This window comes from Collinsella sp. TF07-1 (assembly GCF_003437235.1).
Taxonomy (GTDB): domain Bacteria; phylum Actinomycetota; class Coriobacteriia; order Coriobacteriales; family Coriobacteriaceae; genus Collinsella.
On the sequence record NZ_QSRV01000006.1, the window covers coordinates 52,075 to 73,935 of the forward strand.

Here is a 21,861-nt window from a genome sequence, read left to right on the forward strand (position 1 = left end):
GCCCTTTTTCTGTGTCAATGCCGGCACACGGCAAAACACGCACCCATTTCTTTACCAAAAGCGCGAAATCCACCTTTCGAGGCCCAAAAATAAAGTCCCAAGCGCTAAAAGTGTTCGCCCGATGGCGAAACCACACCTTACCCGACGCTGCTAAATCGTTTTAGCAAGAGCCAGATCGACCGCGTTTTCGGAAGTATGCGGCAAATTCTGAGACCTCCGAGCACACCCCGTTTTTTCGCAACAAAATGCCTGATAAACTGGCCTCAAAAGCCAGGTCTGCTCACAGGGTTCAGATTTTGCCGCATACTTCCGAATTGACGCTGGCATCGCACGGTCCAAAAGCACATTTCGACCAGGAGGATATCATGGACCTGACGCTATGCGGTCAATCCGCTTTTTACTATCACTGTATCCCGCCGCAGGTATTAGGGCTTTACCCCGCCATTAGCCTTGGCAATATGGATCGCAGATGTTGCGGCCTCGGAAGTCATGCAGTTGTAAAAGACCTACTTCACGCACCGCTTCACAGGTTTGTATTCACTCGAGCACAATCCGGGTCGCGAAGCCTGTTTAAATCGCACCTCCTGACCCAAGAGCCGCCTCCCGGGTCGTTTAGGCAAACTGAACATGGATTTGATGTCACGTCGCCCGAGTTTACGCTGCTCAGCCTTGCTACGCAGGTCTCACGCAACCAGCTACTCATGGCTTGCTACGAGATGTGCGGCTCCTTTGCAGTGTTTAAGCCCTGCGAGCGAACGCAACAACATCTTGATGAAGCTATTTCGCTTAAGCTCATTCCACCCAACTGCTGCTGGGAGCGTGTTGTCGACACCAAGGGCAATGACACCAATTTGTGGAAGCGCCCGCCGCTCCTCAGCGCGGCGGATATCGCCGCGTTCGCCAAGCAGGCTGCAGGCCTGCGCGGCGTTAAACAACTGCGCTGGGCGGCCGAGCACATGACGGGGCAGACCGCCTCGCCCTTCGAAGTACAGGCCTCTATGCTTGTCTCGCTCCCCCGCAACGAGGGCGGCATGGGCATCAACATCGCAAACAACGTGCGCATCCCACTCAGCGACGCCGCGCGCTCACTGTATGACAAAACCTGCTGCTACGCCGATATCCTCATAGAGAGCAACACCGACAGCATGGGCGTCATCTTGGAATGCCAAGGCCGCTCCGCCCACGATGGCGAAGCCGCAAGTCTCTCCGATGCCGAGCGCACCACCGCCCTCACAAGCATGGGCTATGACGTTATCCAGATAACCTATGAGCAAATCAAAGACACGAAGAGCTTTAACAACATCGCCGAACTCATCCATAAAAAGGCAGGGCTCCCCTACATCCCAAAGACCGATCAGAAACGCACCACCGAAGATGCCCTGCGGCGGGAGCTATTGGTCGATTGGGATGAGCTGTTCGCCGTCAAGCCGGCCGGCTAGCAGCTAGCGATCAGGGGGACTGCGGGAACGTCAGAAGCAGCAACGCGAGCCGCAAATCCCGCCTCGGTCAGCTCGATGACCTCGGTAAACGTTGCATCGAAAAACTCCTCGGTTAGCAGGCGATACGGCGGATGATCGGGCTCACCGGGGTTTTCGCGCACAATCTCGTGCATAACGCCGATGGTCTTGAGCACATACTCCTTATGGATGGGATACTGCCCAAAACGCATCGCCGCAGTATACAGACGATCGGTCGCACGCGGGATGGAAACAATGCCGAGCGTCTTACCAAACCAGTCAAAGTCACCTTGCTTTTTAATGCGGAATTCCTCGCACGGCTTGCCGCCGTGCGCCTCCAGGTACTGATTCACGCGCGTATTCCATACGGTATCGGCCACCAGATGCGACCAGACGCCCAGCGTTAAATCGAGCAACGACTGCGCCACATCTTCGGACGCAAGCGAGAACTCACAGGCGCCGGGACCGACAACCGGCTCGGCATCCCTGTAGCGCTGGGGATAGTGCACGCGATTCAGTCGCTCGCGTTCCTCGATAATCGAGGTCGCCGCGGCCGGCGCACCGGTGGGCGAACTTTTAAGCAACGGTGCCACATAGGTATCCCAGAACTCATGCTCACGAGGCTTAGGGATAGGCTCGGGCTTGGCAAAGTGCGTAATGCGATACGGAATGGGATCAGCGATACCAGGGACCATATAGCCCACGAAGATATCCGGAACCACGCAGCCAAACAAAAAGGCATTGCGGTCGCGCACGCTATTGGCAAGCGCGCCGGTGCACTCCAGCAAACGCTCCGTCTGAGCGATATGAATGTTCCAGCTTGGCATAGCCACCCCCATAAAAACCTGGATAACTATACCATCACGGCAAAGCCGCGCGGGCCGCTACGCACGCTCTACGCAGCAACTATTCCGCAGCGCCGCTCTCGGTTCCATACGAAGACACCGGCGCCTCGACCACATGGTGATATCGATCGATATAGATGGCGCGGGCACCCAGGCGTCGTACCAAATCCTGATGGTGCGTGCTCATCAAGACCGTCTTACCGGCAGCAACATAGGCCAGTAGAAAGTTGACCACGATGTCGCACGAGTCCTCGTCAAGTCCGTTGGTAGGCTCGTCGAGCACCAGGATATCGGGGTTCATCGACACGACGGCAGCCAGCGCCACGCGCTTCTTTTGCCCGCCCGAGAGCTGATAGGGCGAGGCATCGACCAGATCGGCAACCTGGAACAGCTCCATGGCATCGCGCACGCGGCGCTCGAGCTCGTCTGCCGGCAGCCCCATCTGCGCGGGACCAAAAGCAACTTCCTCGCCCACCGTAGCGCAGAACAGCTGGGCGTCGGCATTTTGAAACACAAAACCTACGCGCTGATGAAAACGCTGAGCGGCCGCGGAATCCTTTAGAAACGCCGCGTCGATCGCGTGCCCGTCAAACAGGTATGCCCCTGCGTCCGCGAGTTCAAGGCCGTTAATAAGGCGCATAATCGTCGTCTTACCGCAGCCGTTGGGACCGAGCAGGGCAACGAGTTCACCACGATCGACCTGCAGCGACACACCATCGACCACCGTATGACCCGCATAGGAAAACACCACGTCGCGAAACTCGATGAGCAGCGTGATCTCGGCGCCGGCAGCACCGCTCGCACCCATCGCGTTATTCGTATCGTTTGCCAAAACGCCGCCCTTCCCTACTCACATCGACGGTTCGACCGTCCGCACTACAACACCGCGCACAACACGGCGAACAACGCCACAACGGCCGCATAAACCGCATCGCGCCAGCCAAAGCCGCTCAGTGCAGGCGCCGGATACACGCCGGCGAAGCCGCGGCACAGCATGGCCTCGTCCATCGCGCGGCTGCATTCCATCGCCTTGATAAACGTCATGCCCATGATACCCGCCAGCGAGTCGGTGCGCGAAAAACCCGCAGGCGCGGAACCGACGCTACGCAGCATGACCGATTCGCACAGATCGTGCGCTGTGCGTCCCAGCACCTCAATATGCTTGAGCGCCATATCAAACGTAAAGATGACCTCGTCGGGCAGGTGCAGCATTTTGAGCGCCGCCGACATGCGGCTCCAGGTAAGCGTCCACGAAACACCCAGCACCAGCGACACATTAATGAACGTCTTGAGCGCGATCTTGAGCATGGCGCCCGCGGCAGACGCGCCCAGCAGCAGGGCAGGCAGTGCCAGAACCACCGCAAGCCCCGTGGCGCCGAGCGCCGGTACAAAGGTCGCACGCAGCCCGCGAGCGGGGCGCACCGCGACCAACACCAGCGCGATAGCCGCCATCAGCATCAGGTACAGCGGGCTCTGCGTCAGACACACGCACAGGACGCAGACGAACATCCCCACCAGGCGCACCGGAGCCGAAACGCAAGAAAGGGCGCGGTCGACCATCGACCCGCCCTCGTGCGCGCCTCCACCCAGGCGAACCCGCTCAAGCAGGCTCGCCAGGTGCAGGACGTTCTTTTGCATCACACGATGCCGAGCCCCCGCGGGCTCGTAACGCTGCTCGACCGCAAGCCAGCTAGGCAGCTCGGCTATTGCCATGAGCACCGCTTTCCTTGACCGTCAGCGAGATCAGACGGAATGCGATGGTGAGCACCGCCACGCCAATCACGCCCGAAAGGATATACATGGTAGCCTGGCCGGCAAAGCCAAGGCCTTGCTCCTCGGAATAGGCCTGCAGATAATCGCCCGTGGGCAGGGCATCGGCAAAGGTCGGGGTATCGAGACCGACCGAAGCCTGCAGGCTGTCATCGCCAGCCTCTTGAACGGCGGTCGCGGCGCCCTCGGCGTCCCACTCACCCCAGGCGTCACCCGTGGCCAGCAGGCCCAGCGGTGTTGCTACGACAAGCACGGCAACCAGGATGAGCGTGGGGACCAGCGAGGTCTTCTTGGCGGCAACGCCCTCGGCAGCAAGTTGGCCATCGACGGCCTCGGGCCCGACAATGATGCTCGGCGCCGTCTTCTTAATGAAACCGTAGATCGCGGCCGTCGCCACGCCCTCGATCACGCCGGCAACCAGCATATGCGGGATCAACATGGCCGGAATAGCCACGGACAGCGGGAAGGGGCAGTACAGCGGCGCGCCCGAAGCATTGGTAAAGAGCATCGGCTGAATACCAAACTCGATTGCCGCGCACAGGGCCGCCAGGCACAGGCCGACCCAGCCGCTTACGATGGCAGAAACTGAGGTGCCCCAGCTCTTGTCGTGCAGACGGCTGTTGAGCGCACGGAACACGATAGCAGCGACAAACGGCAGCACAAAGGCCATGTTAAAGCAGTTGGCGCCAAACGACAGAACGCCGCCGTCTCCAAACAGCAGCGCCTGCAGCGCCAGCGCGACCGAGACAGCGATAGCCGCAGCCTCGGGGCCCAGCAGCAACGCGATGAGCGCGCCGCCAACAGCGTGACCAGTGGTGCCACCGGGCAGCGGCACGTTGAACATCATGAGCAAGAAGGAGAACGCGGCGCAAATGCCCAAGAACGCCATATGCTCGCGATCGAGCGTGGCGCGCACCTTTTTGATGCAGTGGACCCATACGGGCACCATCGCCACCGCCATGACGGCATCGGTCTGCGGGGACAGGTAGTTGTCTGGAATGTGCATATACGCCTCCCGGTTGTCGGCGCACAGAATTGCAACGCCGCTTGAATCACCTTGCCAGTGTTACGCATTGCCAGATTCGTAACACGCCGCGGGCTATCATAGCAAAACGGCGCGCTGCCGACAAAGCAGCACGCCGTTATGTAATGCGTGTGTCATATATGCAGGCTCAGCGATGCCTTTTCCGAACACCGCGGTCACGCAGAGCCCACAGCAACCGCCATCAGGCCCTACGCTCCCAGCGCAAGTCCTAGCCGCGGACCTCGCCGTTCACACCCTTGCACACCTTGGTGACGATCTTCTGGTGCGCCTTCTCGACCTCTTCGCTGGTGAGCGTGTGGTCGTCGGAGCGATACGTAAGCGCGAAGGCCATGGACTTCTTGCCCGCACCGATGCGGATGGGATCGCGGTAGACGTCGAACAGGCGCACGCCCTCGAGCAGCTTGCCTCCGGCACTCGTAATACGACGCTCAAGATCCTCGCAGGTCACAGTGTTGTCGACCACGATAGCGAGGTCGTGCTCAACGGCCGGGTACTGCGAGAACTCACGGTAGTTCTCCTGGTTGCGGGCGCCCTTGATCAGCTTGTCCAGATCGAGCTCAAAGGCAACGACGACCTCGTCAATGCCCATAGCCTCGCGTGCCTCGGGGTGGATCTCGCCAACCCAGCCCAGCACGGTACCGCCCGAGAGCACCTCGGCAGCACGACCCGGCTGCAGGAAGGCATAGCTCTCGCCCTCGACGGGACGGAAGCGAACCTTCTCGATGCGCAGCTGGGCGAGCAGCTCCTCGACAATACCCTTGCCAAAGAAGAAGCGCAGCTTGCGGTACTTCATGTTCCAGGACTGCTCGCTCCACTGGCCCGAGAGCACACCCGCCACGGACTTGGTCTCCTTGGGCAGGCTGGCGTTCGCGCGACCGTGGAACAGGCTGCCGACCTCATACAGGTGCACGTTGGGCGTGCCGTGCGCCTCGTTATAGGCCACGGATTGCAGCAGGCCCGGCAGCAGCGAGCGGCGCATCTCGGTCTGCTCGGCTACCAGCGGGTTCATGAGCACCACGGGGCAACCGCGACCCTCGGTGGACATACCGATCTTCTCCAGGTCGCCCGGGGCGGCAAAGCCAAAAGTCGTGGTCTCGTTGAGGCCGCAGGCGCGCAGGATCTCGCCGACCTTGCGGGTGAGCTTCTGCTCGCGGGTCAGACCGCCAATATGGTTCTTGGCAGCCGGGATGGTCGCCGTCACGCGGCCCATGCCCCACAGGCGCAGGACCTCCTCGATCAGGTCAATCTCGCGCGGCAGGTCGGGACGGAAGCTCGGCGGGGTGACCATGAAGTCCTCGCCGTCGAGCTCGACGGTGCAACCCAGACGGGTGAGCGAACGCTCGATAAAGTCGGGCTCGATGTCGGCACCGCAGATGGCATGCACGCGGGCCAGGCGCAGCTTAATGCTGTCGATGGTCTTGGGCGCAGGGAAAACGTCGACGTAGCCGGGAGCGACCTCGCCGCCGGCGATCTCCTCGATAAGCGCGCACGTGACGTTGGCAACATCCACGCAGCCGGTTTCGTCAACCTGGCGCTCAAAGCGAATGGAGGCATCCGAGATCAGCGACAGATCGCGGCTGGTGTGCGAGGTGCGACCGGCGTTGAAGCAAGCACTCTCGACCATCACGTCGACGGTGTCGTCCTCGATCTCGGAATCCATGCCACCCATAACGCCGGCCAGCGCCACGGGACGCTCGCCATCGGTGATGAGACCCATGCCGGCGTCAAGCGTGCGCTCCTCGCCGTCGAGCGTCGTGAACTTCTCATCCTGCTGGGCGGCGCGAACCACCACGCGACGGTGGCCATCGCGCGCGGCAAAGGCGTCCAGGTCAAAGGCGTGCAGCGGCTGACCGGTGAGCATCATCACGTAGTTGGTGATGTCGACGATGTTGTTGTGCGGGCGCACACCCAGGGCGTTGAGGCGCTTGACCATCCAGTCTGGCGACGGGCCGACCTTCACATTGCGCACGATGCGGGCGACATAGCGGTCGCACAGGCCCTCGTCGGCGATCTCGACGGAAAGCTCGTCGTCGGTCGCGCGGCCGGCCTCGGCCTTGATGGCGGGCAGCTCAACGTGGAAATCGCGGTCGAAGATGGCGCCGGTCTCGCGGGCCATGCCGATCATGGACAGGCAGTCGGGGCGATTGGGCGTAATCTCGCAGTCGAGCACGGTGTCGCTCGAGCCCACGTACTCGGCAAACGGCATGCCGCAGGGCGTGTCCTCGGGCAGGATCATGATGCCGGAGTGGTCGCCGCCCAGGCCGAGCTCGCGCGCGGAGCAGTTCATGCCCATGGACACGACGCCGCGAAGCTTGCTCTTCTTGATCTTGACGTCGCCGGGAAGCACGGCGCCGATCATGGCCGTGACGATGTGATCGCCGGCCTCGAAGTTCTGCGCGCCGCAGACGATCTGCAGCGGAGCGGGGTTGCCGTCGGTGTCGAGATTCTTGTCGCCCACATCGACCGAGCACACATACATGTGGTCGCTATCGGGGTGCGGGGTCTTGGTGAGCACCTTGGCAGTCACCACGTGGTCGAAGGACTCGCCCACGGTGTCAATCGCCTCGACCTCGGTGCCGGTACGGATATATTCGTCCGAAAGGGTCTTGGGATCCTCCGGAATATCGATCATGGTCTTGAGCCAGTCGTAAGAAACGCGCATCTAGCTCTCCTTTCATACTGAAAGCCTGCGAAGAGATGCAGGTGGAAACTTCAACTTTGTGAACATTCCTTACAAAGCGAGGGTTGTCCAAGTGCGGCAGATCGGCCCGAAAGAGGAGCGCCGCGTACTTTGGTACGCAAGCGACGAATGAGCGCCGAGGTGCCGTGCTTGGGCAAGCCGCAGCCTAGAACTGATTCAGGAAACGCATATCGCCCGTCATCAGAGTTCTAAGGTCCGGCAGGTCGTAGCGCAGGGCCGCGACGCGCTCGGCGCCAATACCAAAAGCGAAGCCGGTGTACTTCTCGGGGTCGATGCCGCAGTTGATCAGGACGTTGGGGTCGACCATGCCGCAGCCCAGAATCTCGATCCAGCCGCTGTGCTTGCAGAAGTTGCAGCCCTTGCCGCCGCAGACGTGGCAGCTCACGTCCACCTCGCAGGAAGGCTCAGTGAAGGGGAAGAAGTGCGGACGGTAGCGCGTCTTGCGGTCCTCGCCAAACATGCACTTGACGAAGTAGTCGAGCGTACCCTTAAGATCGCCAAAGGTAATGCCCTCGTCGACGACCAGGCCCTCGATCTGGTTGAACTGCGGCAGGTGGCAGGCATCGGCCGTGTCGGGACGGTAGACGGTGCCCGGGCAGATCATGTAGATGGGCGGCTTCTGCGACTCCATAGTGTGGATCTGCACGCCCGAAGTCTGGGTGCGCAGCAGCACGTCGGACTCGCCGTGGGCGTGAGCCTCGGGGTGCGCGACGCTGCCGGGGTTGTTGTCGACCACGTAGAAGGTATCGCGGGCCGAGCGGCTCGGGTGATCCATGGGAGCGTTGAGCGCGGTGAAGTTGTAGTAAGAGGTGTCGACCATGGGGCCGGACTCGACGGTGTAGCCGATGCCGCAGAAGATGTCCTCGGCCTCCTCGATGATTTGCTTGATCAGGTGCTGGTGGCCGATCTGCGGACGGATGCCCGGCAGCGTGATGTCGACGGCGTCGTGCTCGAGTGCGCGCTTGAGGGCGGCGGCCTTCATCTCGGTGTTTCGCTCGTCGAGCATGCCCTCGATCAGCTGGCGCATCTCGTTGGCGCGCTTGCCCATCACGGGACGATCCTCGGGGGCGAGCTTGCCCATCATGCGCATCAAGCCGGTGATACGACCCTTGCGACCGAGCAGCTCAACACGCGCAGCCTCGAGCTTGGCGGCGTCATCGGCGCCTGCGACGAGCTCCTTGGCCTCTTCCTCGAGTTTGACCAGATCATCAATCAGACTCATGTCTTCCCTTTCGTCTCTCGCGCATCCACTTGCCGCGGCGGCTGGAGCCACCCGGAGCTGCGGATGTGCGGCCCGGTTCGGTAACAAAAAAACCGCCCTCGGGCATGTGCATTGCCCAAGGACGGTTGAATTCCGCGGTACCACCTTGTTTGACCCGGCGGATGTCTGGCCCGCCGCGCCCACTCTGTGCCCCTTGTCGCGAGGCTCACGGCTTCCCTACTGGGGCTTCGCCGCCGCTGGCCGCGTGCCCGTTGAGGTCGCTGCTCGGGAGTGAACGCTTGGCCCTTGTCACCGCAGGAAGGCTCGCAGCCCATGACCTTCCCTCTCTTGCCGGCGACGCGGCGGGCAAAACCCTCTCCGTCAACGCATTGGGCTATAGGATAACACATTCTGCGTGTGCATCGCCGCGTTCCGTTTTGTTCGCACTGGGTACAAGGCAGGTAGCTGTGCAAACTGGCCGCGCGCCCACCCGAAGCGCTCGGCTCACGAGATCAAGGATATGGTATGGGAAAGAAACTCGATAAGAAGGCCGAGCCTGCAGCGGGCAAGACATCCAAAGGCATGAAGGTCGATAAGGCCGTCAAAAAATTCCGCAAGCTCGAAGGCAAGCTGTGGACTCGCGAATACCTGCTCAAGATTGCCGAGTTCGATGGAGCGACGATTGCTCCTGCCAACGGCGCAGCAGCGCGTGCCGACGCCATGGGCACGCTTGCCGGCGAGCATCACAAGCTGCTGACCAGCGAGAAGTCCGTTGAGCTCGTACGCTCGTTAGCGCGCGAGACCGTCGCCGGCGGCAAAGTCGACGACCCTCAGCTGCTCGACGAGATCCGTGTGCTCGGCCGCGATCAACGTGAGGCCAGTGCCATCCCCACCGAAGAAGCCGAGGCCTGGACCAGGCTCACCTGCGAGGCGGACGCCGTGTGGCACAAGGCCAAGGCAGCCAATGACTGGGCGAGCTTTGAGACCTATGTGGATAGAATCGTCGCCCAACTTAAGCATCAGGCCGAGCTCATGGACCCCAAGCGCGATCCATACGACGTTTGGCTCGACCAGTACGAGCGCGGCCTTTCCGCCAAGAGCTTCGACGCGTTTTGCGACGAGGTCAAGGCCACGGTCGTGCCGCTCGTGCATGCCATCGGCGAGCGCGGCCAGCAGCCGGCTGCCGACTTTTTGCACGCCCACGTGCCCGAGGCTGCCCAGCGCGCCATGAGCTTCGACCTTATGAAGCTTGTCGGCCTGGACCTGGACGACACCACGCTTGCCTTTACCGAGCATCCGTTTAGCGAGGGCTTTGCCGTGGGTGATGCGCGCATCGCGACGCACATCTACGAGGACGACTGCATCTCCAACGTCTACAGCATCATCCACGAGGCGGGGCACACCATGTACGAGCTGGGCGTCAATCCCGCCTACGCGCGCACCTGCCTGGAGGGCGGCACCTCCATGGGCATCCACGAGAGCCAGAGCCGCTTCTTTGAGAACACCGTGGGTCGCAGCCGCGCCTTTATGGGCCCGCTGCTCGAGGTGCTGCGTCGTCACGCGCCCGAGGTCTACGGCGACGTCGACGAAGACACGCTCTACCGCGCCGTGAACATCGCGCAGCCGTCGTTGATCCGCACCGAGGCCGACGAGCTCACCTATCCGCTGCATATTATGGTGCGCTACCAGATTGAGCGTATGCTGTTTGCCGGCGAGGCTGCGGCCAAGGACATCCCCGCGCTTTGGAACCGCTTTATGGACGAGTACCTGGGCATTCCCGTTCCCGACGACACGCACGGCTGTCTGCAGGATACGCATTGGAGCGGCGGTTCGTTTGGCTACTTCCCCACGTATGCGCTGGGTAGCGCCTACGATGCCATGTTTGTGCCGGCCATGTGCCGCGACGGCGTCGACCTTACCGGTGCCTGCGCGAGCGGCGATCTGGCGCCCGTCCGCGCCTGGCTGGGCGAGCACATTTGGCAGTGGGGCCGCGCCAAAGACGCGCCGGAACTCATCAAGGGCGCCTGCGGCATGGCCTTTGACGCCCGCTACTACTGCAGCTACCTGCAGGACAAGTTCACCACACTGTACGAGCTGTAAGGATTGACCAGCACGCCGTCGCCAACGCCAACTATGTTGACGCCAATGTCTTGGCAACGTCAGCGAAAACGACCCTAAGCGAGCAAGGTGACGTGAAATGAAAGGGCGCTGACCTTCTGGTCGCGCCCTTGAAATTGAACGTCAGATTGCCGCTTAGGGGCGTTTGCAGCGTCGAGCAGTTACGCGGTTTGGTAAAACCGCGTAACTACAGAGCCTCGAGTGCGTTGGCGATGCGCTTCATGGCGGCATCGGCGGATGCTTGGTCGGGCGCCTCGGCCAGCACGCGGATAACCGACTCGGTTCCGCTCTTGCGTACGAGCACGCGGCCCTCGCCTGCCAGCGCAGCCTCGGCCTCGGCGATGGCGTTCTGCACGCCCATGTTCTCGAGCGCGGCGTCCTTGTCCGCCACGCGCACGGCCACCTGCGCCTGCGGTAGCAGCTTGCACGGAGCCGTGAGCTGCGAGAGCGTCTCGCGCTCGGCGCGGATCACTTCCATCACGCGCAGCGAGGTCATAATGCCGTCGCCCGTGCGCTCGATATCGCCAAAGATCGTATGGCCCGTCTGCTCGCCGCCCAGGCTGTAACCGCCCTCGCGCATCTTGGCATACACGTGACGGTCGCCCACACCGCTGGTCACGGCACTTAGGCCGGCAAGCTCCAACGACTTGATCAGGCCAAAGTTGCTGGCAATCGTCGGAACCACGGTACCGCCCGAAAGGCGACCGTGCTTGTTCAGGTACACGCCGCACACGTACAGGATCTGGTCGCCATCGACCACGCGGCCGCGCTCGTCCACGGCCAGGCAGCGGTCGGCATCGCCGTCATAGGCAAAGCCCACGTCCAAGCCCTGCTCCACCACGTGGCGCTGCAGACGCTCCATATGCGTGGAGCCGCAGTCGACGTTGATGTTAAAACCATCAGGCGCGGCATTGATCACGCGCACGTCGGCGCCCAGCGCGTCGAACACCGGCTTGGCCACCGAGGACGCCGAGCCGTTGGCGCAGTCGATGCCGATCTTGACGCCCTGCAGCGAAAAGTTCGCGCTGGCGATGAGCGAGGCAATGTAGCGGTTGCGGCCCTGCATGTAGTCCACCGTGGCGCCGATGTGGTTGCCCGTGGCCAGCGGCACCTCGCTCTTGCCATCGACGTAGTCCTCGATGAGCTCCAGTACGTCCTCGTCCATCTTAAAACCGTCGCTATTGACGAGCTTAATGCCGTTATCGCAAAACGGGTTGTGGCTCGCGCTGATCATGATGCCGCAATCGAAGCAGCCTTCCACGGTCTGATGCGCTACGCCCGGCGTGGGGATCACGTGCAGCATATAGGCGTCCGCGCCGCTCGCGACCAAGCCGCTCACCAGCGCCGCCTCAAACATATAACTCGAGCGACGCGTGTCCTTACCCACGATGACGCGCGCCTTGCGCTCGCGGTTGGCGCCGTAATACCAGCCCACAAAACGGCCAATCTTATAAGCGTGCTCTACCGTCAGCCCAACGTTAGCCTCACCGCGAAAGCCGTCGGTGCCAAAGTACTTCATGCGCTCTCCTTACAAAATAGGGGCGAACAGATTGCCTGTCCGCCCCAAAATGGTACTCGATTATCTGCGCTACCAGAAAAACCCTACGCCGACGCGCTGTCGCGAGCCGCCTGGCATGTAGGAGTCTGACGCAGCGTAAGCGGCTTGTCCCCCGCCTCGGCTGACGTGGTCAGCGTATATGTGATCGTCGTCGTCTCGCCAGCATGCAGGTCAACGGTGCCCGAATAGAAGGGGATTCCATGCCACGTAGCGGCGCCAAGACCAAACTGGGTGCCCTCGACGGTCAGATCAGTAATGTTGCCGCCCGTCGGGGCAAACAACGAGACATTCAGACGCTCGTCGTCGCGCGCGGCATCGGGCGCGCTCGCCGCGACGTAGTCGGGCAGCTTGCCGGCCTCCTCCTGCGTCATGATGTTCGTCAGGGTAACGGCGATGCGATACGAGCATGTGCCGTCACCGTTCTTGATGCCCTGGCCAATCTGCGTATCGGCATTCAGGTACCAGTCGAGCTTGGAGAAGCTCAGGTTGTTAAAGTAGACACCAGCAACGGGATCTTCACTCGGGTCATCCGGATCGGGCAGCGAGGCGTCGATGTTCATCTCCTTGATAGCGTTCTGCTCGTCATCGTTTTTCATCCACGCGATCAGGCGGCCCTCTTCGGCACCGCGCTCAACGGCGCTGACAAGCTTCGTAACATCGACATCGCCGATACCGCCAAGGATCTTGTCGAAGGCAGCGCTGGCGACGGATGCAAAGATGCCGTCCGACTCCTCGACCGGATAGTTCCAGTACACATCGTGCATGAGGACCTTTGCGGCGTTGGTGCCGTCGACAACCGTTCCGTCGGGCAGCGACACGTTACCGACCAGGCCCAGCAGATACTGCAGGAACACCGGGTCGATGCCGACGACGCCATCAACGTCCTGCCCATATTGGGACTTCCACAGCGCGGCGACACGCTGCGAGTTGCGGGGCCAATCAGGCGAATAGGTATTGCCCGAGTTGTACAGGTTACTGTGGTTGCCGAACAGCGCCTCATCCTCTTCGTCGACACTCTCGACTGCCTCATCCTCACTGAGCCCAATGCGGGGAACAAACTCGCCAATCGACATCTGGCCGTCGGTGACCGAAATCAAACCTTGCGAACCGCCAAAGCCGCCGCAGGCACGAATTTCGACGTTGTTCATGGCGTACACAAGGTAGTTACGCGTCTGGCCGTTGGCGCCGAGCATCTGGGGAAGGACGGGGGCGACCTTCTCCGCCGCGTCAACCGCGCCGTTGAGGGTGGCAAAGCCGTCCTTGGCCTTATCGACCAGCTCGGTCACCTGGGAAATATGAGTATCGCCAATGCCCTGGATCTTCTCGTTGGCGCTCTTGAACACCTTGGAGCTATCGGAAAGCGAATCGGCAACGGCCTGCAGCGCGGACACGTTAATCATGCCGTCCTGGAACAGCTTGCCGGGCGTGGCCTGCGAAAGGTTGTCGGCCATGGGAACCAGCGCGTTGCTCGAGACATCGGACAGGGCATCAATCATGGTGCGGGCCGCACTGATGTCGCTGCCATACACCGGGATAAACGAAGCCACCGTCCACAGCGGGCTCGAGGTCTCCGCCTTCATGCTATCGCAGAGCCCATCGATCTTCTTCGCGTCGTCAGGCAGCGTCGAAAAATCGCCCGACGTGACCTTGTCCTTAAGGCCACCGACGATCTCGACAGCCTCCTTCGCTTCGCTCTTTACGGTCTTTGCCGAGTTAAGCAGCATAAAGCCACTTGCGCCAAGCGCAACGAGAAGCACCGCGACTACAGCGGCAATAATGGCGCCAGTGTGACGCTTTTTGCGCTCGCCCTTGCGATGGCGATGACGGACCAGACCGTCAGAGGTCGAACTCGACGAAGCGTCGCTACCGTAGTTCAAGCCAAAATCGTAATAATCTTCCTTGGAACCCGAGCCCGCAAACTGGGCACCGCTATCATCCAGGCGGGCGAACGTGCCAGTCTCGGAGGCGCCGGTGTAAATCGTGCCAAGGTTACCCGTAAGCCCCGCGCCACCGGCAGAGGGAGTATTGTTGGCGGCCTTGCCGGCATTAACGTTGCCGGCGGTATTCGCGGCGTTGGCAGCACCTGCGTTGTTCGCAGGTATCGAAGGGGCCCCGCTCGGCTGCGACGTGGAGGTTGCACCGCCCGCAAAGACATTCCCTCTTGCACGGCCGGTCTTTTTTGCCTTTTGAGACTGCTCGTACAGAGCGGTAAACATCGCCGTCTCGCCCGGGGACACGCGCTTACCGGAACCGCCCTGCCCAGCGCCGCCCGGCGTGCCGGCCTTACCAGCCCCGTTCGGACGCGGCGGAACTGCAGGACGGCCGCTATCGCTGCCCTTAAAGTGATTACCAGCCATAAAGAAATCCTCGCAATTGAGTCGCAATGAAAAAGTCCATAACGTTACTAGTTTATGGCATTTTGAGCATCGACAGCTAAACTCCAGACACGGACATCAATTGGCGAAAATGTGGCACAACGCCTTTTCCGTCTTGGCGGCGGCGCCAGCTACACCGTGAGGAACATCATCACGATGATCATGGCAAAGCCGATAAGGTCGGTCGGCAAAAACACCGTGCCCAGCATAACGGCGCTGGTGATGGTCGCCGAAACCGGCTCCACAGTTCCGATGAGGCTCGCGCGCACCGAGCCGATGTCCTTAACGCCCTGCATATAAAGCATGTAAGCAAAAAACGAGCCGATAACCACGAACACCGCGAGCGCCTCGATGCCGGCGGCGTCGAGCGCCGGCATATGCGCCCAGGGCTGCACGAAGACGCACGAGACCACGCCCGCCGCGAGCATTGCCGAGCCCGTGACGATGGGGCTGCCGTATTCGGGCAGGATCTTGGCGGGAATCACCGCCATGCACGCGGCGCTGACCGCACACATAAGACCTGCTGCCAGGCCAAGCGGCGAGATATTCAGGCTGGTGGGGTCGCCGCCGGTGGCGATTAAAAAGGTTCCACCCAGAGCCAGGCCAATGCCGATGACTTCGCGAGTACGCGGCATGCGGCGGTCGGTCACGCAGGTGTAGCCCATGATGATAACGAGCTGCAGGCACTGGAGCACCGTCGCGGTCCCGGCGTTCGTCAGGCGCACGGCCGAAAGATAGCAAAACTGGTTGAACAGCAGGCCAAAGGCGGTAAAGAGCAGCAGCTGCTTGCGATCGGCGGGTGTGGTCCAGAGCTTAATCAGGCGCTCGCGGTCGCGCGTAACAACCACGGCCATAAAGAGTAGACCGGCGAGAATCTGACGCACGCTCATAAGCCACAAGGTGTCGACGTGGAAGGTATCGAACAGAAAGCTCGCGCTGGTGCCCGAGAAGCCCCAAAACGAACCGCCCACCAGCGTAGCCAAGACGCCCGTGATCATCTTGCGCGACGAAGCACTGTTCAGGCGGTCGCGCCATGCACGGCGGGTGCTGCGGCTGAGCTCATCGGTGCCCTCGGGCACGACAAAATCGGACGCCGCCGTCATCGGTACCGAAGCCTTTTCGCGTGTACGCTGAGCTGAGCGCTCCTGTTCCATTCCACTCCCCGAAATCAATTGGCAACAAAGCGCTCAAACTGTAGCACGAATATTGGTATGGAAAAGCAGACGATTCGGAACATCTACGGGCGTCCAATTTGCAGGGACGAAAGGCACAGACGTGCTATGCCGAGTGGTTGGAATCGTCGAGGGCGTCGGGGTCGGCTTCCGCACGCCCCTGGGCACGATCGTCATCGCCTGGGTCCTTGGCACTGTCCCGGCCTTCCTGCTCGCGACGGCGCTTTTCGCGAATCTGCTCCACGGCTGCGCGCAGGGCGGCCTCGTCCTCGGCGCGTGCCACCTCTTGCGTTGTCTTGACCATATGGCGAATCTCGAGCACCAGCAGCACGATCAGCGGCACCACGATAAGCGGAAAGAACAGCAGCGGATTGGTGAGCAGCGAGACCACCACGCCCAGTCCCGCCGAGATAAAGACCACGCGGCCCACCACGTCGGCGGCGGGCACGGGCGCGGCGTCCTCGACCGGATTGGCATCGCCCTTGGTGCGGTAGACCGGCGTGCCGTCGGCCGCAGCCTCCACGGCAACGATGCGGTGCGTGTTGAGCGAACCCTCCAGTGCGTCATCGGACGAATGGAAGGTGATGATATCGCCCACCTGGTAGGCCTGGCTGTTGTCGGTATCGACGACGATAAACGAGTGCACGGGAATCGCCGGCTCCATAGAGCCGGTCAGCGTGCGCATAAAGCCATAGCCCATGATGGTGGGGATCTCGCCGGCGGGCGTGAACACCGTGCGCAGCAGCACCACAAAGGCGACGAGGATCACCACGGTCGCCAGCACGTTGATCACGCGGAGCACGTGTTTCATCACTTGTCGGCGTCCTTTGCGGAAGTCTCGGGGTCGGCAGCGACCTCGGCCTCGGTGGCATCCGCCGCAGAAGCGCCATCCTCGTCAGGCGCGGTGGCCACACCCTCGCCAGCCTCGCCGCGCAAGCGAGCCAGCAGATAGCGCGACAGGCTGTTGCCCTCGGCGCGGCGCTCGGCACGCTCACGGTTGCGCTCGGCCCGCTCCAGCTCTTGCGCCAGCGCGTCCAGGCGCTGCTGCATCTCCGCGCGAGCAGCTTCGACCTCGCGCTCGCAAGCGGCACGGACGGCGGCGACCTCCTGCTCGATGCGCTCCCCCGCCTCGAGCTCGGCCGCGGCAATGCGTGCATCGGCGTCGGCACGAGCCTCCTCGGCGGCACGCGCGGCGGCATCGCGCTCGGCAGCGGCAGCGGCGACCTTCTCGCTGGCATCCACCGTAGCCTGCTCAACGGCAGAATCGGCGGCAGCACGGGCGGCGTCGATCGCAGCATCGGCGGCCTGCTGGGCGGCGGCAACCTTCTCCTCGGCCGCGGCAACGGTGTCGGCGAGCTTCTGCTCCGCCTCGGCCGCGGCGACGTCGGCAGTCTCCTGCGCGGCACGGGCATCGCGCTCGGCCGCCAGCCGCACTTCCTCGATCTGCAGCTTGGCGGCGTCCAGCTTGGCATGCACCTCGGCGAGCTCCTTGGCAGATGCCTCGCGCACACCGGCAAGCTCGGCTGCGGCGGCGTCCTTGGCGGCCTGCAGCTCGGCGGCATCGGCGGCCGTCTTGGCGGCCAGGGCTGCGGCGGACTCGCTCTTGACCCGCGCGACTTGCTCGGCAGCAGCCTGCTCGGCAGCCGCGACCCTAGCATCTGCGTCGGCGCGGGCGACTGAGACCTCGGCATCGGCCTCGGCGCGCATCCGCTCAAGCTGCGCCGCCGCGGTCGAGCGTGCTTCAACGGCAGCATCCTCGGCAGCCTTCTTGCCGGCCTCGACGTCCTCCAGCGAGCCACGCAGCTCCTCGGCATCGGCCTCGGCAATCTGTGCGCGCTGCGTCAACGCCAGCTCACGCGTCTTTGCCTCGTCCAGCTCGTCGGCCAGGTCGTCGCGCTCGTCGGTCAGCGCGTGCGCCTGCACCTTCCAGGACGTAAGCTGCCCCTGCAGCTCCTCAATCTGCTCGCGAGCCTCGGCCAGCGCCTGCTCGGCATCGAGCTGGGCCTGCGTGACCTCCTCCACAAATACGCGACGGACCTCGACATCGGGCAGGTCGGGGCTATCGACCTGCACCTCCTTAATCTCTTTAATAAACTTGGGCGCCACCGGCGCGTGTTGCACGCTCTCAAGCTCCTCCAGGTTGCGTTCGTCGTCGGTCAGGCTCTTAAAGACGGTGTAGTTGTTGATGAGGTTGGTGTACATCTGCACCATGTACTCGTCATCGAACGCCAGCGCCTGCTGCTGCATGTCGATGTTGTAGCCCACCTTGTCGTAGCGCTCCATAAACTGCCACAGCTGGTAGCACTTGCGGTAGTTGGGGTCCTTCATGATGAGGTTGGTGCGCTGGATGGGGCTACGGACCGCGCTGCACCCGTTCATAATCTGGCAGAACGACGCGCCGCGCAGCGCCATGACCAGGCGTCGCACGCGGTCGATGCGCATAAAGACGTCCATGTTGTCGGCGTCGTTCTCGGCAAAGCTCTGGCGGTTTTTGACCGTCATCTCCACGTTGTACTCGATCTGCTCGTACGCGTCGTCGATCTTGCTGTGCATCTTAAAGCGGTTGCGAATCTCGTTGCCCGTCGACCAAAAGATCACGTCGGTGCGCTTGTCTACAAACGTCAGCAGACGCTGAATCAGGTGGTAGATAAAGCGGTTCTCGTACAGGTCGTACGTCTCGACGGTATTGACGTTGAGGATGCGCGTAGGGTGAACGCCGCCGTCCTCACTCGGCGCCAAAAACTGCGTGTTCTGGCTCAGATGACGGACGCTGTCGGCGCTGATCTTTTTAGCGAGCGAGACCGGCACCACCTCTTCCTCGGTGGTGATAAAGCGGCGCGGCTTTTCGATAATGGTGTTGATGGCGTCGAGTGAGTCCTCGATCATGCTGATCCATTCCTCGTCCACCACCTTGACGAGCTCCTCGCGCTGCTGCTCGATCGTGGTGCCCGAGGCCTGCGCCATCTCAAACAGATAGCGAAAGTAGCGGCTGTCCTCCTGGATGGGCTCCATCTGCTCGGAGAAGCTGGTATAGAGGTCCTGAATGGTCTCGGACATGGGTTACTCCATAGATTGGATCGATCGGAAAGGGACGGGGCGACATCACATCGCCCCGCGCTTACGACATTAGTAGAAGTTCTGGATCCGCTGCAGATACATGACGGAATCGGGCAGGCCGCCCTCGCCAAAGGTCTTCTCGATGTACTCGATCAGGCCCTTCATCTCGTCGCGCACAAAGCTCACGTTCATGGACTCAAACTTCTTAAGCACCTTGCGGGCGATGATGTAGTCCATGCCGCCCAGCTCGGTGCCGCCGCACGCCACGTACACGGGGATAAAGTCGTACATCTGCTTGATGATACGGTTACCAAAGGCCAGCTTAAAGCGGGTCTGCAGGTACTGGTCCAGCTTGTGCATCTTCTGGAGCAGTTCCTCGTCGATCACGTACTCGACCTTGGCCTTTTGGAACAGATACTGCAGATGCTCGGCCGTCACGTGCACGCGCTCGTGCGGCTCGCACTCAAACGCATCGGCGCGCTCGTTGAGCTCGATGGGAATCGCACGGTCGTACACCTTGTCCGTGATGGTAAAGGTGGAGTCGTCGTTGTTGGCCGTGCCGATAAACCACAGGCTGTCGGGGATGGTGAGCTTGCCGTCGTGCAGAGCCTTGGGGTCGGCAGCCCACTGGGTGGGCACCAGGTCGAGCACCCACTCGTCGTGGCTGGGCATCTCGAGCACCGACAGGATCTCGGCAAAGTAGTACTCCACGCGGGCGAGGTTCATCTCATCGAGCACGATCATGGACGGGTCCTGGCGAAGGCCCGCCTCGTACACGGCGCGGAGGAACTCGGTCTCGTTAAAGCGCTTGGAAAACTCGTTAAAGTAGCCGAGCACCTCGGTGCGATCGCGGAAGCTCGGCTGCACCGACACGATGGTCGCGGGGTTGTCCAGATAGCGGCTAAAGCTGTAGGGCAGCGAGGTCTTACCGGTACCCGAGATGCCTTCCAGGATCAGCAGCTTGGAGGCGGCCATGCCGGCCACAAAGCGGCGGATGACCTCGGGTGTGTAGTAGAGCTTCATCTGGCTGCAGGCGAACGCGCGGAAGCTGTCGACAAAGTCCTCCAGTGAGATGGCATCGTCGTAAACCGGGGACTGCCAGTCGCGGTACTTGAGGTCCACAAGGGACAGCTTGGGGAAGCGGTTGGCCTGGGCGATCTCTTTTTCCTCGGCGAGGGTCTTGGCCTCGACGGTGGCCTTGGCCATGGCGGCCGCGGCGTCCTTGACGCCCTCGCCATCGAGCGCGAGCGACGCGTTGCCCGACACCACGGCAGCCGTGGCGCCCTCGCCCGCAGGCGCGCCCGCGGCGGCGCCCACCACGTTGCCCACCGTGGGCAGGTGGTCGTCGGCCAAGGCCGAGGCGCCCACGTACGGAATCTGCTTGGTGCCGCCCATGGCATTGACCTTGAGCGCCAGCAGCTTGTTCTTCTCGTCCATAAGATCGAGCACCTGCTTGTTCAGGCGGCCGATCTCGCGATAGAGCGCTTTGTTGGACGTGTCGTCGCGATGCAGGCGGCGGTTGATGCGGTAGCGGTGGACCAGGATGGCCACGATCAGCACGGGGACCGCGATGAGCATGGCAAACAGAATGACCGCGCCGATCTTGCCCACCAGGTCAAACGTGGTGAAGTAGGTCATAAAGATGTTGAAGTACTCAACCCAGCCAAACACCAGCAGGTTAAGGATGGAGCTCACAACGGCAACGACGTTGTAGACAACCTTTGCCAGCAGCTCCCAGGCAAATCCCAGAAACTCACTCACCGTCGGTATCCTCCTGCTTGGTCGCGTTCATCGCCGCCTCGGCCTCGGCCTTCAGACGACGGGCTTCCTCGAGCTTGGCCTCGGCCTGGGCGAGCTGCTCGGCGGCGTTATCGGCGGTGACGGTGGCGTCAGCGCCCTTGCCCTCGGCGTCCACGATGGCAGCCGCGGCGGCCAGGCGGTCCTCCTCGGCCATAGCGCGCTTAAGGTTCATGCCCACCACGATGAGGTGATACACCTGGTAGATAAAGAACAGCAGCATGGGCAGGACAATCACAATGAGGAAGCCCATGGAGCTGGACAGAAAGTCCATGACCTTGCCCATCTGCGGCAGCGCGAACAGGTACTTGCCCACGATGTCTCCGTCGCTGATGATGTGCGTATCGGCCACGTCGTTGTTATCGCCCTTGGTGGTAAAGCTGCGCATGCCGTTGACCTCGTCGATGGCGGCGATGCGGTGCGTGTTGAGCGCGTACTCGTTGTCGATGATGGTGTGGAACGTCACGATGTCGCCCACCTCGAGCTTGGAGGTGTCGCACTTTTGGATGACGATGAGGTCGCCCTTGTTAAACGTGGGCGCCATGGAGTCGGACTGCACGGCGAGCGGGGTGAAGCCGGCGATGTCCGAGACACTGCCGTCCTCGTGCGTGGCGAGCGTGGTAAACGCGTACAGGGCCGCCACCAGGATGATGATCCACATGACGACGCTCAGTGCGATGGATGCGGCTTTTTTAACAGATTGCATGATGTCCCTTACTACCGTGTCTGTCTAGGTCGTGCGCGGCCCGGTGGCCGCTGTGCATA

General features: G+C 61.9%; 15 protein-coding genes. 2 read left to right on the plus strand and 13 right to left on the minus strand.

Going from position 1 to position 21,861, the window contains the following annotated elements:
• The first annotated feature begins 365 nt into the window (after positions 1 to 365).
• Positions 366 to 1,439 (plus strand): hypothetical protein, encoded by a 1,074-nt coding sequence (locus DXC67_RS03675; RefSeq protein ID WP_147325191.1) that lies wholly within the window; start codon positions 366 to 368, stop codon positions 1,437 to 1,439.
• Here the strand turns inward: DXC67_RS03675 and DXC67_RS03680 are convergent.
• From DXC67_RS03680 to pheS, 6 genes are all read right to left on the minus strand, one after another.
• Positions 1,436 to 2,284 carry a hypothetical protein gene (locus DXC67_RS03680; RefSeq protein ID WP_117637394.1) on the minus strand — a complete coding sequence of 283 codons (849 nt, stop codon included), beginning with the start codon at positions 2,282 to 2,284 and terminating at the stop codon, positions 1,436 to 1,438. The two genes, DXC67_RS03675 and DXC67_RS03680, sit on opposite strands and share 4 nt — an antisense overlap.
• A gap of 79 nt (positions 2,285 to 2,363) precedes the next feature.
• Positions 2,364 to 3,134, minus strand: coding sequence for an energy-coupling factor ABC transporter ATP-binding protein (locus DXC67_RS03685; protein ID WP_147327742.1), 771 nt, complete (start codon positions 3,132 to 3,134; stop codon positions 2,364 to 2,366).
• A gap of 44 nt (positions 3,135 to 3,178) precedes the next feature.
• The gene (locus DXC67_RS03690) at positions 3,179 to 4,015 is read right to left on the minus strand and encodes an energy-coupling factor transporter transmembrane protein EcfT (protein ID WP_117637396.1); all 837 of its coding nucleotides are present in this window, start codon (positions 4,013 to 4,015) and stop codon (positions 3,179 to 3,181) included.
• Positions 3,993 to 5,078: a cobalt transporter CbiM gene (gene cbiM, locus DXC67_RS03695; protein WP_117637397.1), complete on the minus strand. Its 1,086-nt coding sequence runs from the start codon at positions 5,076 to 5,078 to the stop codon at positions 3,993 to 3,995. The genes DXC67_RS03690 and cbiM overlap by 23 nt, the downstream gene beginning before the upstream one ends.
• A 247-nt stretch (positions 5,079 to 5,325) precedes the next feature.
• A complete protein-coding gene (pheT, locus tag DXC67_RS03700; protein WP_117637398.1) occupies positions 5,326 to 7,779 on the minus strand; it encodes a phenylalanine--tRNA ligase subunit beta in 2,454 nt (817 codons plus the stop codon).
• A gap of 184 nt (positions 7,780 to 7,963) precedes the next feature.
• On the minus strand, positions 7,964 to 9,040 hold the full coding sequence (pheS, locus tag DXC67_RS03705; protein ID WP_055250566.1) for a phenylalanine--tRNA ligase subunit alpha: 1,077 nt from the start codon (positions 9,038 to 9,040) through the stop codon (positions 7,964 to 7,966).
• A 504-nt stretch (positions 9,041 to 9,544) separates the two neighbouring features.
• Here pheS and DXC67_RS03710 point away from each other — a divergent pair.
• Entirely contained in the window at positions 9,545 to 11,119 is a 1,575-nt protein-coding gene (locus DXC67_RS03710; RefSeq protein WP_117637399.1) for a carboxypeptidase M32, read from the plus strand.
• 205 nt (positions 11,120 to 11,324) lie between these two features.
• On the opposite strand, the gene glmM is transcribed toward DXC67_RS03710, so the two are convergent.
• The 7 genes from glmM to DXC67_RS03745 form a co-directional block, all read right to left on the minus strand.
• Positions 11,325 to 12,656, minus strand: coding sequence for a phosphoglucosamine mutase (gene glmM, locus DXC67_RS03715; protein WP_117637400.1), 1,332 nt, complete (start codon positions 12,654 to 12,656; stop codon positions 11,325 to 11,327).
• 83 nt (positions 12,657 to 12,739) lie between these two features.
• Positions 12,740 to 15,052: a DUF4012 domain-containing protein gene (locus DXC67_RS03720; protein ID WP_117637401.1), complete on the minus strand. Its 2,313-nt coding sequence runs from the start codon at positions 15,050 to 15,052 to the stop codon at positions 12,740 to 12,742.
• 149 nt (positions 15,053 to 15,201) lie between these two features.
• Positions 15,202 to 16,224, minus strand: coding sequence for a DMT family transporter (locus DXC67_RS03725; protein WP_233503149.1), 1,023 nt, complete (start codon positions 16,222 to 16,224; stop codon positions 15,202 to 15,204).
• A 124-nt stretch (positions 16,225 to 16,348) separates the two neighbouring features.
• On the minus strand, positions 16,349 to 17,053 hold the full coding sequence (locus tag DXC67_RS03730) for a signal peptidase I (RefSeq protein ID WP_117637403.1): 705 nt from the start codon (positions 17,051 to 17,053) through the stop codon (positions 16,349 to 16,351).
• Positions 17,053 to 19,299, minus strand: coding sequence for a DUF2357 domain-containing protein (locus tag DXC67_RS03735; RefSeq protein WP_117637404.1), 2,247 nt, complete (start codon positions 19,297 to 19,299; stop codon positions 17,053 to 17,055). Before DXC67_RS03735 ends, DXC67_RS03730 begins: the two co-directional genes overlap by 1 nt.
• 69 nt (positions 19,300 to 19,368) lie before the next feature.
• A complete protein-coding gene (locus DXC67_RS03740) occupies positions 19,369 to 21,060 on the minus strand; it encodes a hypothetical protein (protein ID WP_117637405.1) in 1,692 nt (563 codons plus the stop codon).
• The gene (locus tag DXC67_RS03745; protein WP_117637406.1) at positions 21,053 to 21,802 is read right to left on the minus strand and encodes a signal peptidase I; all 750 of its coding nucleotides are present in this window, start codon (positions 21,800 to 21,802) and stop codon (positions 21,053 to 21,055) included. The genes DXC67_RS03740 and DXC67_RS03745 overlap by 8 nt, the downstream gene beginning before the upstream one ends.
• Positions 21,803 to 21,861 lie beyond the last annotated feature (59 nt).

Coding starts and splice junctions, on each gene's coding strand:
- pheS (WP_055250566.1), bottom strand. CDS start 9,040: ATGAGTCTGATTGATGATCTGGTCAAACTCGAGGAAGAGGCCAAGGAG.
- DXC67_RS03720 (WP_117637401.1), bottom strand. CDS start 15,052: ATGGCTGGTAATCACTTTAAGGGCAGCGATAGCGGCCGTCCTGCAGTT.
- glmM (WP_117637400.1), bottom strand. CDS start 12,656: ATGAAGTACTTTGGCACCGACGGCTTTCGCGGTGAGGCTAACGTTGGG.
- DXC67_RS03675 (WP_147325191.1), top strand. CDS start 366: ATGGACCTGACGCTATGCGGTCAATCCGCTTTTTACTATCACTGTATC.
- pheT (WP_117637398.1), bottom strand. CDS start 7,779: ATGCGCGTTTCTTACGACTGGCTCAAGACCATGATCGATATTCCGGAG.
- DXC67_RS03680 (WP_117637394.1), bottom strand. CDS start 2,284: ATGCCAAGCTGGAACATTCATATCGCTCAGACGGAGCGTTTGCTGGAG.
- cbiM (WP_117637397.1), bottom strand. CDS start 5,078: ATGCACATTCCAGACAACTACCTGTCCCCGCAGACCGATGCCGTCATG.
- DXC67_RS03690 (WP_117637396.1), bottom strand. CDS start 4,015: ATGGCAATAGCCGAGCTGCCTAGCTGGCTTGCGGTCGAGCAGCGTTAC.
- DXC67_RS03730 (WP_117637403.1), bottom strand. CDS start 17,053: ATGAAACACGTGCTCCGCGTGATCAACGTGCTGGCGACCGTGGTGATC.
- DXC67_RS03745 (WP_117637406.1), bottom strand. CDS start 21,802: ATGCAATCTGTTAAAAAAGCCGCATCCATCGCACTGAGCGTCGTCATG.
- DXC67_RS03710 (WP_117637399.1), top strand. CDS start 9,545: ATGGGAAAGAAACTCGATAAGAAGGCCGAGCCTGCAGCGGGCAAGACA.
- DXC67_RS03735 (WP_117637404.1), bottom strand. CDS start 19,299: ATGTCCGAGACCATTCAGGACCTCTATACCAGCTTCTCCGAGCAGATG.
- DXC67_RS03725 (WP_233503149.1), bottom strand. CDS start 16,224: ATGGAACAGGAGCGCTCAGCTCAGCGTACACGCGAAAAGGCTTCGGTA.